At 60.1% G+C, this 12,980-nt stretch carries 15 protein-coding genes; all 15 read left to right on the top strand.

What is annotated here, in order from left to right:
* Positions 1-16: 16 nt before the first annotated feature.
* Positions 17-346: a flagellar hook-basal body complex protein FliE gene (gene fliE / locus ACA064_RS22920; protein ID WP_497670168.1), complete on the top strand. Its 330-nt coding sequence runs from the start codon at positions 17-19 to the stop codon at positions 344-346.
* A gap of 15 nt (positions 347-361) precedes the next feature.
* Positions 362-2,143 (top strand): flagellar basal-body MS-ring/collar protein FliF, encoded by a 1,782-nt coding sequence (gene fliF / locus ACA064_RS22915; RefSeq protein WP_497670167.1) that lies wholly within the window; start codon positions 362-364, stop codon positions 2,141-2,143.
* Complete coding sequence (fliG, locus tag ACA064_RS22910) at positions 2,136-3,155, top strand: flagellar motor switch protein FliG (protein WP_497670166.1); 1,020 nt, start codon at positions 2,136-2,138, stop codon at positions 3,153-3,155. The genes fliF and fliG overlap by 8 nt, the downstream gene beginning before the upstream one ends.
* Positions 3,156-3,929: a flagellar assembly protein FliH gene (gene fliH, locus ACA064_RS22905; protein ID WP_497670165.1), complete on the top strand. Its 774-nt coding sequence runs from the start codon at positions 3,156-3,158 to the stop codon at positions 3,927-3,929.
* Positions 3,919-5,277 (top strand): flagellar protein export ATPase FliI, encoded by a 1,359-nt coding sequence (gene fliI / locus ACA064_RS22900; protein ID WP_497670164.1) that lies wholly within the window; start codon positions 3,919-3,921, stop codon positions 5,275-5,277. The genes fliH and fliI overlap by 11 nt, the downstream gene beginning before the upstream one ends.
* A gap of 6 nt (positions 5,278-5,283) precedes the next feature.
* The gene (fliJ, locus tag ACA064_RS22895) at positions 5,284-5,733 is read left to right on the top strand and encodes a flagellar export protein FliJ (RefSeq protein WP_497670163.1); all 450 of its coding nucleotides are present in this window, start codon (positions 5,284-5,286) and stop codon (positions 5,731-5,733) included.
* A gap of 86 nt (positions 5,734-5,819) precedes the next feature.
* Positions 5,820-6,125, top strand: coding sequence for an STAS domain-containing protein (locus tag ACA064_RS22890; protein WP_497670162.1), 306 nt, complete (start codon positions 5,820-5,822; stop codon positions 6,123-6,125).
* Between the two features lie 5 nt (positions 6,126-6,130).
* Complete coding sequence (locus ACA064_RS22885) at positions 6,131-7,837, top strand: SpoIIE family protein phosphatase (RefSeq protein ID WP_497670161.1); 1,707 nt, start codon at positions 6,131-6,133, stop codon at positions 7,835-7,837.
* A gap of 30 nt (positions 7,838-7,867) precedes the next feature.
* Entirely contained in the window at positions 7,868-8,212 is a 345-nt protein-coding gene (locus ACA064_RS22880; RefSeq protein ID WP_497670160.1) for an Hpt domain-containing protein, read from the top strand.
* Between the two features lie 115 nt (positions 8,213-8,327).
* Positions 8,328-9,554, top strand: coding sequence for a flagellar hook-length control protein FliK (locus ACA064_RS22875; RefSeq protein ID WP_497670159.1), 1,227 nt, complete (start codon positions 8,328-8,330; stop codon positions 9,552-9,554).
* Between the two features lie 231 nt (positions 9,555-9,785).
* On the top strand, positions 9,786-10,283 hold the full coding sequence (gene fliL / locus ACA064_RS22870) for a flagellar basal body-associated protein FliL (protein WP_497670158.1): 498 nt from the start codon (positions 9,786-9,788) through the stop codon (positions 10,281-10,283).
* 9 nt (positions 10,284-10,292) lie between these two features.
* Positions 10,293-11,261 carry a flagellar motor switch protein FliM gene (gene fliM, locus ACA064_RS22865; protein WP_489356853.1) on the top strand — a complete coding sequence of 323 codons (969 nt, stop codon included), beginning with the start codon at positions 10,293-10,295 and terminating at the stop codon, positions 11,259-11,261.
* A 57-nt stretch (positions 11,262-11,318) separates the two neighbouring features.
* Positions 11,319-11,777, top strand: coding sequence for a flagellar motor switch protein FliN (gene fliN / locus ACA064_RS22860; RefSeq protein ID WP_497670157.1), 459 nt, complete (start codon positions 11,319-11,321; stop codon positions 11,775-11,777).
* Complete coding sequence (gene fliO, locus ACA064_RS22855; RefSeq protein WP_497670156.1) at positions 11,778-12,209, top strand: flagellar biosynthetic protein FliO; 432 nt, start codon at positions 11,778-11,780, stop codon at positions 12,207-12,209. It begins immediately after the preceding gene.
* Positions 12,210-12,959, top strand: a complete 750-nt coding sequence (gene fliP, locus ACA064_RS22850; protein WP_497670155.1) for a flagellar type III secretion system pore protein FliP — start codon at positions 12,210-12,212, stop codon at positions 12,957-12,959.
* Positions 12,960-12,980 lie beyond the last annotated feature (21 nt).

Raw genomic sequence — 12,980 nt, 5'->3', positions numbered from 1 at the left:
TCAGAGAGAGCAGACCATGAGCCAAGGTATTGAATTTAATCGGTTGATGTTGGACATGCGCTCCATGCAAATGGACGCCATGGCTCAAGCGAAGTCGACTGTCGCCGTGCCGCAAATGGCCGGCAGCAGCTTCTCCGACATGCTCGGCCAGGCCGTCAACAAGGTCAGCGAGACTCAACAAGCCTCGAGCCAACTGGCCAGCGCTTTCGAGATCGGTAAAAGCGGCGTCGACCTCACCGACGTGATGATTTCCTCGCAGAAGGCCAGTGTTTCCTTCCAGGCCTTGACCCAGGTCCGTAACAAGCTGGTTCAGGCTTACCAAGACATCATGCAGATGCCGGTTTAAGGACGAGATTGAGTCATGGCAGAAACAATCTCCGATAACATTCCGGCGAAGGCCAGCCCGGCGGACGGCAAACCGCCGCTGTTCGGCTTGTCCTTTCTGGAAAATCTCTCCGAGATGACCATGTTGCGTCAGGTCGGCCTCATGGTCGGTCTGGCCGCGAGCGTGGCGATTGGTTTTGCCGTGGTGTTGTGGTCCCAGCAGCCTGATTACCGGCCGTTGTATGGCAGCCTTGCCGGTATGGACGCCAAGCAGGTCATGGACACCCTGGCCGCTGCCGACATTGCCTACACCGTCGAACCCAACTCCGGTGCCTTGCTGGTCAAGGCCGATGACCTGTCGCGGGCGCGGCTGAAACTGGCCGGTGCCGGCGTGACTCCGAGCGACGGCAATATCGGCTTTGAGATCCTCGACAAGGACCAGGGCTTGGGGACCAGCCAGTTCATGGAGGCGACTCGCTACCGTCGTGGTCTTGAAGGTGAATTGGCGCGGACCATCTCCAGCCTGAACAACGTCAAGGGTGCGCGGGTGCATCTGGCGATTCCGAAGAGTTCGGTGTTCGTGCGCGACGAGCGCAAGCCCAGCGCTTCGGTGCTGGTGGAATTGTATTCCGGCCGCTCGCTTGAGCCGGGCCAGGTGTTGGCGATCATCAATCTGGTGGCCACCAGCGTTCCCGAGCTGAGCAAATCGCAGATCACCGTGGTCGACCAGAAGGGCAGCCTGCTCTCCGACCAGGCGGAAAACTCCGAACTGACCATGGCCGGCAAGCAATTCGATTACAGCCGGCGCATGGAAAGCATGCTCACCCAGCGTGTGCACAATATTCTGCAACCGGTACTGGGCAACGACCGCTATAAAGCCGAAGTCTCGGCTGACGTGGACTTCAGTGCCGTCGAGTCGACTTCCGAACAGTTCAACCCGGACCAGCCAGCGTTGCGCAGCGAGCAGTCGGTCAACGAACAACGCACCACCAGCAATGGCCCGCAAGGCGTCCCGGGGGCTTTGAGCAATCAGCCGCCATCGTCGGCTTCCGCGCCACAAACCACCGGCGGCGCCAGCGCTTCGGCCGGTATGGTGCAACCCGGCCAGCCGCTGCTTGATGCCAACGGTCAACAGATCATGGACCCGGCCACCGGTCAGCCGATGCTGGCACCGTACCCGGCGGACAAGCGTCAACAATCGACCAAGAACTTCGAGCTGGATCGTTCCATCAGCCACACCAAGCAGCAGCAGGGACGGTTGAATCGCCTGTCGGTGTCGGTGGTGGTCGATGATCAGTTCAAGCTCAACGGGGCCAATGGCGAAGTCACCCGTGCGCCGTGGAGCGCCGACGAATTGTCGCGCTTCACTCGACTGGTGCAGGACGCCGTGGGTTTCGACGCCAGCCGTGGCGACAGCGTCAGCGTGATCAACATGCCGTTCTCGACCGAGCGCGGTGAGGTGATTGCCGAAGTTCCGTTCTACTCTCAGCCCTGGTTCTGGGACATCGTCAAACAGCTGCTCGGGGTATTGTTCATCCTGGTGCTGGTGTTCGGTGTGTTGCGTCCGGTGCTCAACAACATCACCGGCAAAGGCAAGCAGCTGACCGGTATTGGCAGCGACGTCGAGCTGGGCGGCATGGGTGGTCTGGATGGCGAACTGGCCAATGATCGAGTCAGCCTCGGTGGCCCGCAAAGTATCCTGCTGCCGAGCCCGAGCGAAGGTTATGACGCACAGTTGAATGCAATCAAAAGTCTGGTGGCAGAAGACCCGGGCCGCGTGGCTCAGGTCGTGAAAGAGTGGATTAACGCAGATGAATGATAATCGAGTCGCCGCCGCCAAACTTTCCCGGGTCGACAAGGCCGCGATTCTGCTGCTGTCCCTGGGCTCGACCGATGCCGCGCAGGTCTTGCGACACATGGGGCCCAAAGAGGTCCAGCGGGTCGGCGTGGCCATGGCGCAGATGCGCAATGTGCACCGCGAGCAGGTCGAACAGGTGATGAGCGAGTTCGTCGAAATCGTCGGCGACCAGACCAGCCTCGGCGTCGGTTCCGATGACTATGTGCGCAAGATGCTCACCCAGGCCCTGGGCGAAGACAAGGCCAATGGCCTGATCGACCGGATCCTGCTGGGTGGCAATACCAGTGGCCTGGACAGCCTGAAATGGATGGAGCCGCGGGCAGTGGCGGACGTGATCCGCTTCGAGCACCCGCAAATCCAGGCCATCGTCGTCGCTTACCTGGACCCGGACCAGGCCGGCGAAGTGCTCGGTCATTTTGACCACAAGGTTCGGCTCGACATCGTGTTGCGGGTATCTTCGCTGAACACTGTGCAGCCTGCGGCCCTGAAAGAACTCAACCAGATTCTCGAGAAGCAGTTCTCCGGCAATTCCAACGCTTCGCGGACCACCCTGGGTGGTATCAAGCGCGCAGCCGACATCATGAACTTCCTCGACAGCTCGATCGAAGGCCAGCTGATGGACGCGATTCGCGACGTCGACGAAGACCTGTCCGGTCAGATCGAAGACCTCATGTTCGTCTTCAACAACCTTGCCGATGTCGACGATCGCGGTATTCAGGCGCTGCTGCGCGAAGTCTCCTCGGACGTCCTGGTGCTGGCCCTCAAGGGGTCGGACGAAGGTGTCAAAGAGAAGATCTTCAAGAACATGTCCAAGCGTGCCTCCGAATTGTTGCGCGACGACCTCGAGGCCAAGGGCCCGGTACGGGTCAGCGATGTGGAAACCGCGCAGAAAGAAATCCTCACCATTGCCCGCCGTATGGCCGAAGCCGGAGAAATCGTTCTCGGTGGTAAGGGCGGCGAGGAAATGATTTAAGTGGCGCCTTCCAACAAAGATGAGTCTCCCAGCGACCTGATTCGCGCCCGCGACGTCGGTGGTTTCGACCTCTGGTCGCTGCCCAGTTTCGACCCGCATCAACCGGAGCCTGAGCCCGAGCCGATCGTTGAAGAAGCGCCGGCCGAGATGGAAGAAGTGCCGCTGGAAGAAGTCCAGCCACTGACCCTTGAAGAACTCGAAAGCATCCGCCAGGAGGCTTATAACGAGGGCTTCGCGACCGGTGAGAAAGAGGGTTTTCACAGCACCCAACTCAAGGTTCGCCACGAAGCCGAAGTCGCCTTGAGTGCCCGGCTGGCCAGTCTTGAACGGCTGATGGGCAACCTGTTCGAGCCGATTGCCGACCAGGACTCGCAAATCGAGAAGGCCATGGTCGGGTTGGTCGAGCACATCACCCGGCAAGTCATTCAGCGGGAACTGGCAATCGACTCGACGCAGCTCGAACGGGTGATGCGCGAAGCGTTGAAGCTGTTGCCGCTGGATGCGGAGAATGTCCGGCTGTTTATCAATCCCCAGGACTTCGATCAGGTCAAAGCCCTGCGCGAGCGGCATGAAGAAAAATGGCGAATCGTCGAAGACGCCACGTTGCATCCCGGGGGCCTGCGGGTTGAAACCGCCCACAGCCGCATCGATGCATCGATCGAAACGCGTATCAGCCAGGTCATGGCCCAGCTCTTCGACCAGTTGCACGAGCAGGCTTTGCATCCGGCCGCCCCGGACCTGAGCGTCGAGCTGGACACCCCCGATGCGCCTTGAGCGAACCAGCTTCGCCAAGCGCCTGGGCAGCTACGCCGAGGCCACCGGGTTGCTCGGCCAGCCGATCCTTGAAGGACGCTTGTTGCGCATGGTCGGCTTGACCCTTGAAGCCGAAGGCCTGCGCGCCGCCATGGGCAGCCGCTGCGTGGTGATCAACGATGACAGTTATAACCCGGTGCAGGTCGAGGCCGAAGTCATGGGCTTCTCCGGCAACAAAATCTTTCTGATGCCGGTTGGCAGCGTCGCCGGCATCGCGCCGGGGGCGCGGGTGGTTCCGCTGGCCGATACCGGTCGTTTGCCGATGGGCATGAGCATGCTCGGACGGGTGCTCGATGGCGCCGGACGGGCGCTCGATGGTAAAGGCGGGATGAAGGCTGAAGACTGGGTGCCGATGGACGGCCCGACCATCAATCCGCTCAAGCGTAACCCGATCAGTCAGCCGCTTGACGTGGGCATTCGCTGCATCAACGGATTATTGACGGTCGGTCGCGGCCAGCGCCTGGGGCTGTTCGCCGGTACCGGCGTCGGCAAGAGTGTGCTGCTGGGCATGATGACCCGCTTCACCGAGGCCGACATCATTGTCGTCGGGCTGATCGGCGAGCGGGGGCGGGAGGTTAAAGAGTTCATCGAACATAGCCTCGGTGAAGAGGGACTCAAGCGCTCGGTGGTGGTCGCTTCGCCAGCGGACGATGCACCGCTGATGCGCTTGCGCGCCGCGATGTATTGCACGCGGATTGCCGAATATTTTCGCGACAAGGGCAAGAATGTCCTGTTGCTGATGGACTCCCTGACTCGCTTCGCCCAGGCCCAGCGGGAAATCGCCCTGGCCATCGGCGAACCGCCAGCGACCAAGGGCTATCCGCCTTCGGTGTTCGCCAAATTGCCGAAACTGGTGGAGCGCGCAGGTAACGCCGAGGCGGGCGGTGGTTCGATCACGGCTTTCTATACCGTGCTCTCGGAAGGCGACGACCAGCAGGACCCGATCGCCGACTCCGCGCGGGGTGTGCTTGACGGCCACATCGTGCTGTCACGGCGCCTGGCGGAAGAAGGGCACTATCCGGCCATCGATATCGAGGCCTCCATCAGTCGGGTCATGCCATCGGTGGTCAGCGCCGAGCACATGCAGCGCGCGCAACACTTCAAACAGCTCTGGTCGCGCTACCAGCAAAGTCGTGACCTGATCAGCGTCGGCGCCTATGTGCCTGGCGGCGATCGGGAAACCGATATGGCCATTGCCTTGCAGCCCGCGATGGTCACCTACCTGCGCCAGGGCTTGAACGACAACATCAGCAAGGGCGAGAGCGAAGCCCATCTCGCCTCGGTGTTCGCCCCCGCGGTCGGCGGTTAACGCGCCATGGCCAAGAGTCGTGCGGCGCGCCTGGCGCCAGTGGTCGACATGGCCGAAAGCGCCGAGCGCAATGCCGCCCAGCGTCTGGGACACTTTCAAGGCCAGGTCCGCCTGGCCGAAAGCAAGCTGGGAGACCTGGAACGCTTTCGCGGCGAATACCAGCAGCAATGGATCGAGCGCGGCAGCCAGGGCGTGTCCGGGCAATGGCTGATGAATTACCAGCACTTCCTCAACCAGCTGGAAACCGCGGTCGGCCAGCAGCGGCAAAGCCTGGTCTGGCACCAGAACAACCTGAACAAGGCCCGGGATACCTGGCAACAGGCTTATGCGCGGGTCGAGGGCTTGCGCAAGCTGGTTCAGCGCTACATTGATGAGGCGCGACAGCTCGAAGACAAGCGCGAGCAGAAGCTGCTGGATGAGTTGTCGCAGCGCTTGCCGCGCCAGGATCCGTATTGATCCTGTATTTCGGACTTTGCCAGTTGCCCCCGGGCCTGTAGGGTGCTAAACCATGTACAGATTGCCAATGACAAGGAAGCATTATCATGTCGGTTGAATCAGAAGTGTCACCGGACGGGCAAAAACTCACGATCTTGATCAAGGGTCGCTTTGATTTTGGCAAGCATCAGGAGTTTCGCGACTCCTACGAGAAACTCAATAAAACGCCAAGTGCGATTGTGGTGGATTTGAAAGACGCCACCTATCTCGACAGCTCGGCGCTGGGCATGCTGTTATTGCTGCGTGATCATGCCGGCGGAGAAAACTCCGACGTGCGAGTGATCAACGGTAGTTCGGACGTGCGCAAGATCCTCGCCATCTCCAATTTTGACAAACTCTTCGACATCAGTTGATCAGCATGCAATCAGGCTTCGAATCGCTGACGGTGCTGATCGCCGAAGACAGTGCGGCCGATCGTATGCTGCTGTCGACTATCGTCCGGCGCCAGGGCCATGCCGTGCTGACCGCCAGCAACGGTGCCGAAGCGCTGGCGCTGTTCGAGCAACAGCGCCCGCAACTGGTGTTGATGGACGCCATGATGCCGGTGATGGACGGTTTCGAGGCGGCGCGCCAGATCAAGCAATTGGCGGGCGAAACCCTGGTACCGATCATCTTCCTGACCTCCCTGACCGAAAGCGAAGCCCTGGCGCGCTGCCTGGAAGCCGGCGGCGATGATTTTTTGGCAAAGCCCTATAACCAGGTGATTCTGGCGGCCAAGATCAAGGCCATGGACCGTTTGCGCCGGTTGCAGGCCACGGTACTCGAGCAGCGCGACCTGATTGCCCGTCACCATAATTACCTGCTCAACGAACAGCGGGTGGCCAAGGCGGTATTCGACAAGGTGGCGCATTCCGGCTGCCTGAAGGCGCCGAACATTCGCTACCTGCAATCGCCTTATGCCCTGTTCAACGGCGACTTGCTGCTCGCTGCGTTTACCCCGGCGGGCGATATGCACGTGTTGTTGGGCGATTTCACCGGCCATGGCTTGCCGGCCGCGGTCGGTGCCATGCCGTTGGCGGAGGTCTTCTATGGCATGACTGCCAAGGGCTATGGCCTGTCGGAAACCCTGCGCGAGATGAATGCCAAGCTCAAGCGCATCCTGCCGGTGGATATGTTTTGCTGTGCGACCATGTTGTGCCTGAGTTTTCAGCGCCGCGCAGTGGAGGTCTGGAATGGCGGGATGCCGGACGGCTACCTGCATTGCTTCGCGACGGGCGAATGCACGCCGCTGCTGTCGCGGCATTTACCCTTGGGTATCCTGGGCGCGCAGGCCTTCGATGACCGGACTGAAGTCTTCCCCATGGCGCTCGGGGACCGGGTCTTCCTGCTGTCGGACGGAGTGATCGATACCTGCGACGCCAACGAACAGTTGTTTGGCGTCGAGCGCCTGGAGCAGGTGTTTGCCGCCAATCGACAGCCGGATCGACTGTTCGAGGAAATCGAGCAGGCGCTGAGGGATTTTCGCGGGGAGGCCCACGACGATGTGAGCATGGTCGAGGTGAGCCAGTTGGAGGCCGCGCAGCTGACCCCTCCGGTGATGGTCTATTCCGACAGTGGCCAGTCCTGCCCGCTGGATTGGTCGGTGAGTTTCGAATTTCGCGCGGCCACCCTCAAGCGTTTCAATCCTTTGCCTTATTTGTTGCAGTTGTTGCTTGAAGTGCATGGCCTGCGAGCGCAAAGCGGTGCGCTCTACAGTGTGATGGCCGAGCTCTATTCCAATGCCCTGGAGCATGGAGTGCTGGGGTTGGATTCCAGCATCAAAAGCGATGCCCGAGGTTTTGCACACTACTACCAGCAGCGCAATGCCCGTCTGGACGAACTGCAGGAGGGTTATGTGCGCGTGCATTTGCAGGTCGTGCCAAGGGGCGAGGGTGGATCTCTGGTGGTTCGGGTCGAGGACAGTGGCGAGGGCTTTGATGTGCAGCGAGTCATGGCCGGACCCCTCGATGTCGACCGGTTGTCGGGGCGTGGCCTGAACTTGATTCGGCAGTTGAGCCATAGCGCGAGCTGGTCTGACGATGGTCGAAGTGCCCGCGTAGAGTTTTCCTGGGAGGCTCTGGCATAATCCGCGAATTCTTGATCAGGGAGCGAACAAGTGGCTGAGATTCATCTGGACCACGAAGTGTTGAGCGCATTGCGGGAAGTCATGGAGGACGAATATCCGCTGCTGTTGGATACCTTTCTTGCGGATTCGGAAGAGCGGTTGCTGCAGTTGCACAAAGCCGATGATGCAGACCAATTGATCCTCGCCGCCCATAGCTTTAAAGGCAGTAGCAGCAATATGGGTGCTGTCCGTCTCGCCGAGTTGTGCCATCAACTTGAGCAGCGAGCCAAACAACCGTCGCTGGGTGGTATCCAAAAGCTGGTGGCAGAAATAGATGGAGAGTTCGCTATCGTCCGGCCTCTGTTCAAGGAGGAGCGTCAGCGCTTTCATTGTTGAAAAACGCCGCCCGGCGGTTTTCGGCACCATCCACTGAACCTGGCCCGACCTTTGCTCTGTCTTTGCTAAAGAGCCTGCAACTGTGTCAACGATCCCACTGCAGCGGAGACCGTCTATGCCCCTTTCCCCGAACATGCTTCTTCAGGCCGCGCCCACGGCCAAGCCCCAGGCTGCGTCCGCCAATAACCAGGCAACCGCTGCCGGGCCTGGGGATAAGTCTTCAGATTTTTCCCGGGTCTTTGCCAAAGAGGCTCAGGACAAGCCTGCCGCCACCGGGGAGGGAGCTACTCGACCGGCACGCGACAAGCAGGATGCGGTCACCGATAAGGCTGCCGCCCCGCAGCCGGCAGTTGCCGATAGCGGCAATTCCTTGCCTGGCGATCAGGCGGTCGAAGCGGATGAAAAGGTTGCCACCGATACCGCGTCGGCGGACAGTGTTGCTGTCGATTCGGCCTTGGTCCCGGCATCGACGCAAGCCGATACTGCGGTTGAGGCGGCGCTGGCTGCCGCAACTGCCTTGGCGGTTCAGGCCGATGCCGATTTCGATCCTGAAGCCGATCCCCTCGATGCGTTACCGGCGTTGCGTCTGGCCCTGGAGCAGGGCGGGCATGTCTCGGCTTCCAGTCAGGCGCAAGGCAAGACTCCAGCGCCGGCGGCGGAGCTGACCCCGGCGCAGAATTTCGCCAATGCGATGGCGGGCATGCTGGAGCAGGCGGATAGCGGCAGTACCGAACAGGGTACGGACAAGGCTTTTAGTGGCTTGATCGATGAGGGTCTCAAAGACCTGAACAATGCCTCCAGCGATACCCGGGTCGATGACTTCGCCAACCGTCTGGCGGCATTGACCCAGGCTGCCACGCCAAAGACTGCCAATGCGCTGCCGGTGAATCAACCGTTGGCCATGCATCAAAGTGGCTGGACCGAAGAAGTGGTCAACCGGGTCATGTACCTGTCCAGTGCCAACCTCAAGTCAGCCGATATTCAGCTGCAGCCGGCCGAGCTGGGCCGTCTGGATATTCGGGTGAACATGTCCGCCGATCAGCAGACCCAGGTGACCTTCATGAGTGGTCATGCGGTGGTGCGTGAAGCACTGGAAGGGCAACTGCACCGTTTGCGCGACATGTTCACCCAGCAGGGAATGGGTCAGGTCGACGTCAACGTGTCCGATCAATCCCGGGGCTGGCAAGGTCAGGAGCAGGCCCAACAGGGGCAGGGTGGGCGTACCAGCGCCAGCGGTGGTCGTCTGGATTCGGCGGATGAAGAATTGCCGAGGAGCGTGGCCGAAGTGGCTGCTGCTACCACCACAGTGCTGGGGTCCAGTGCGGTGGATTATTACGCCTGAGTGAATCTGCGGTGCCTGTGAAAAGATCGCAGCCTGCGGCAGCTCCTACATGGGACCGCGTACACCCTGGATATCCAGGCATGCGCTAATCCGTAGGAGCTGCCGCAGGCTGCGATCTTTTGCTCTATCCATACCCCCCAAGATCCTTTCTCCTACAGACAACTCTGGCATAACACTTGCTCTTGCCTTGCCGTGGGACTGTGAAAACCCGAATAGTGACGGATTATTGGCATGGCGAAGAGCGAAGCAGTAAAAGACCCCGCCGGGAAAGGCAAACTCAAGCTCATTCTGCTGATTGTTCTGGCTTTGCTGCTGGTTGTCGGAGTGTCCATCGGCGCAACCTGGTACGTCATGCACAGCGCCAAGAGCAAGCCTGAAGCCACTACCGATGTCGTCAGCCTCATCAAGCCCGCGGCCATCTATGAGTCGATGGCCCCGGCCTTCGTGGCCAACTACAACCACAACGGTCGTCAGCGCTACATGCAGGTGAGCATCACTATGCTGGCGCGTAATCAGGCCGATCTGGATGCGCTGAAAATCCACATGCCGGTGATCCGCAACAACCTGGTCATGCTCTTTTCCGGGCAAAGCTTCGAGACCCTGGCGACCCCGGTCGGTCAGGAGATGCTACGCCAGAAGGCGACTGCCAGCGTGCAGGAAGTGGCGCAGAAAGAAGTGGGCAAAGTGGTGGTCGAGCAGTTGCTCTTTACTAACTTCGTACTGCAGTAGGAACACGACATGGCCGTGCAGGACCTGCTGTCCCAGGATGAGATCGATGCGCTGTTGCATGGTGTCGACGACGGTCTGGTACAGACCGATAACGCTGCCGAACCCGGCAGTGTCAAAAGCTATGACCTGACCAGCCAGGATCGCATCGTCCGCGGACGCATGCCGACCCTGGAAATGATCAACGAACGTTTTGCCCGCTACACCCGCATCAGCATGTTCAACATGCTGCGCCGTTCCGCGGACGTTGCCGTCGGTGGCGTGCAGGTGATGAAGTTCGGCGAATACGTGCACTCGCTGTATGTGCCGACCAGTCTCAACCTGGTCAAGATCAAGCCGTTGCGCGGCACCGCATTGTTCATCCTCGACGCCAAGCTGGTGTTCAAACTGGTGGACAACTTCTTCGGCGGCGACGGCCGTCACGCGAAGATCGAAGGTCGTGAATTCACCCCCACCGAATTGCGCGTGGTGCGCATGGTGCTGGAGCAGGCCTTTATCGATTTGAAGGAAGCCTGGCAGGCGATCATGGAAGTGAACTTCGAGTACATCAACTCGGAGGTCAACCCGGCCATGGCCAACATCGTCGGGCCGAGCGAAGCCGTCGTAGTCTCGACCTTCCACATCGAACTCGATGGCGGTGGCGGCGATCTGCACGTGACCATGCCGTACTCGATGATCGAGCCGGTGCGGGAAATGCTCGATGCCGGCTTCCAGTCGGATCTCGATGATCAGGATGAACGTTGGGTCAACGCCTTGCGCCAGGATGTGCTGGACGTCGATGTGCCGCTCAGCGCGACGGTCGCGCGTCGTCAGTTGCGTCTGCGGGACATCCTGCACATGCAGCCCGGTGATGTGATCCCGGTGGAGCTGCCGGATGAATTGATCATGCGCGCCAACGGCGTACCGGCCTTCAAGGTCAAGCTGGGCTCCCACAAGGGCAACCTGGCGCTGCAAGTGATTGAGCCGATCGTGCGCCGTTAAGCGGCTCGCACACCCTTAGCTTTTTTTGAATGCTTTTTTGCCCGCCGAGGACCACTGATGGCTAATGACGATGTAATTTCCGCGGAAGATCAGGCCTTGGCTGATGAATGGGCTGCTGCGCTGGGAGAGTCCGGTGACACCAACCAGGACGATATCGATGCCTTGCTGGCAGCCGATGCCCGTCCGTCTTCCAACCGTTTCCCGATGGAAGAATTCGGCAGCGTGCCGAAGAACAATGAACAGGTGACCCTCGACGGTCCGAACCTGGATGTGATTCTGGATATCCCGGTATCGATTTCCATGGAAGTCGGCAGTACCGAAATCAACATCCGTAACCTGTTGCAGTTGAACCAGGGCTCGGTGATCGAACTTGATCGTCTGGCCGGCGAACCGTTGGACGTACTGGTCAACGGCACGCTGATCGCCCATGGCGAAGTGGTAGTGGTCAACGAGAAGTTCGGCATTCGCCTGACCGACGTGATCAGCCCTAGCGAACGCATCAAGAAGCTGCGCTGAGTGAAAAAGCTACTGGGTGTAGTGCTGGCGTTGCCGTTCAACGCATGGGCTGCCGAACCGCTGGCGACTGCTGCTGCGCCGGTGGCCAGTAGCGGCGTGGGCGGGCAATTGACGCAGTTGGTGCTGGGGCTGTTGCTGGTGCTGGGCCTGATTTTCTTCCTGGCCTGGCTGTTGCGTCGGGTTCAACAGGCCGGACCTGGCGGCAAGGGTCAAGTCATCGAACTGATCGGCTCGCGCGCGCTTGGGCCGCGGGATCGGCTGGTGTTGGTGCAGGTCGGTAATGAGCAGATTCTGCTCGGCCTGACCCCGGGCACTATCACCGCATTGCATGTGCTCAAGGAGCCGGTGCAGGTGCCAACCACCGAGCAGGCGACTCCCGAGTTTGCCCAGCGCTTGATGGAGCTGTTGGGTAAAGATAAGGATAAGAAGTAAATGCCGCTGCGCATTCTGTTGACCCTGGTTCTGATGCTGGCTGCGCCATTGGCATTTGCTGCCGATCCGCTGTCGATTCCGGCCATCACCCTGGGCACTAACGCCGACGGCGCTCAGGAATATTCGGTCAGCCTGCAAATTCTGCTGATCATGACCGCGCTGAGCTTCATTCCGGCGTTCGTCATGCTCATGACCAGTTTCACCCGGATCATCATCGTCTTCTCGATCCTGCGTCAGGCCCTGGGCCTGCAACAGACTCCGTCGAACCAGATCCTCACCGGGATGGCGCTGTTCCTGACTATGTTCATCATGGCGCCGGTCTTCGACCGGGTGAACCAGGATGCCTTGCAGCCCTATCTGGCTGAAAAGCTCACGGCTCAGGACGCAGTGGCCAAGGCGCAAGTACCGCTCAAGGATTTCATGCTGGCACAGACCCGCAGCAGCGACCTGGAGCTGTTCGTGCGCCTGTCCAAGCGCACGGATATCGCCAGCCCCGATCAGGCGCCGCTGACCATTCTGGTCCCGGCGTTCGTCACCTCGGAGCTGAAAACCGCGTTCCAGATCGGCTTCATGATCTTCATCCCGTTCCTGATTATCGACCTGGTGGTGGCCAGTGTGCTGATGGCCATGGGCATGATGATGCTCTCGCCGCTGATCATTTCCCTGCCGTTCAAGATCATGCTGTTCGTCCTGGTGGATGGCTGGGCGTTGATCATCGGGACCCTGGCCGGCAGTTTTGGTGGCGTTTGAAACCTTTTTCGCGGGTAGCGC

This window comes from Pseudomonas sp. LBUM1658, assembly GCF_059716055.1.
This window is presented reverse-complemented; position numbering and strand designations above follow the sequence as displayed.

What these genes read in the sequence shown, in the direction of transcription:
- fliE (WP_497670168.1), top strand. Translation starts at nt 17, where the DNA reads ATGAGCCAAGGTATTGAATTTAATCGGTTGATGTTGGACATGCGCTCC.
- fliF (WP_497670167.1), top strand. Translation starts at nt 362, where the DNA reads ATGGCAGAAACAATCTCCGATAACATTCCGGCGAAGGCCAGCCCGGCG.
- fliG (WP_497670166.1), top strand. Translation starts at nt 2,136, where the DNA reads ATGAATGATAATCGAGTCGCCGCCGCCAAACTTTCCCGGGTCGACAAG.
- fliI (WP_497670164.1), top strand. Translation starts at nt 3,919, where the DNA reads ATGCGCCTTGAGCGAACCAGCTTCGCCAAGCGCCTGGGCAGCTACGCC.
- fliJ (WP_497670163.1), top strand. Translation starts at nt 5,284, where the DNA reads ATGGCCAAGAGTCGTGCGGCGCGCCTGGCGCCAGTGGTCGACATGGCC.
- ACA064_RS22890 (WP_497670162.1), top strand. Translation starts at nt 5,820, where the DNA reads ATGTCGGTTGAATCAGAAGTGTCACCGGACGGGCAAAAACTCACGATC.
- ACA064_RS22885 (WP_497670161.1), top strand. Translation starts at nt 6,131, where the DNA reads ATGCAATCAGGCTTCGAATCGCTGACGGTGCTGATCGCCGAAGACAGT.
- ACA064_RS22875 (WP_497670159.1), top strand. Translation starts at nt 8,328, where the DNA reads ATGCCCCTTTCCCCGAACATGCTTCTTCAGGCCGCGCCCACGGCCAAG.
- fliL (WP_497670158.1), top strand. Translation starts at nt 9,786, where the DNA reads ATGGCGAAGAGCGAAGCAGTAAAAGACCCCGCCGGGAAAGGCAAACTC.
- fliM (WP_489356853.1), top strand. Translation starts at nt 10,293, where the DNA reads ATGGCCGTGCAGGACCTGCTGTCCCAGGATGAGATCGATGCGCTGTTG.
- fliN (WP_497670157.1), top strand. Translation starts at nt 11,319, where the DNA reads ATGGCTAATGACGATGTAATTTCCGCGGAAGATCAGGCCTTGGCTGAT.
- fliP (WP_497670155.1), top strand. Translation starts at nt 12,210, where the DNA reads ATGCCGCTGCGCATTCTGTTGACCCTGGTTCTGATGCTGGCTGCGCCA.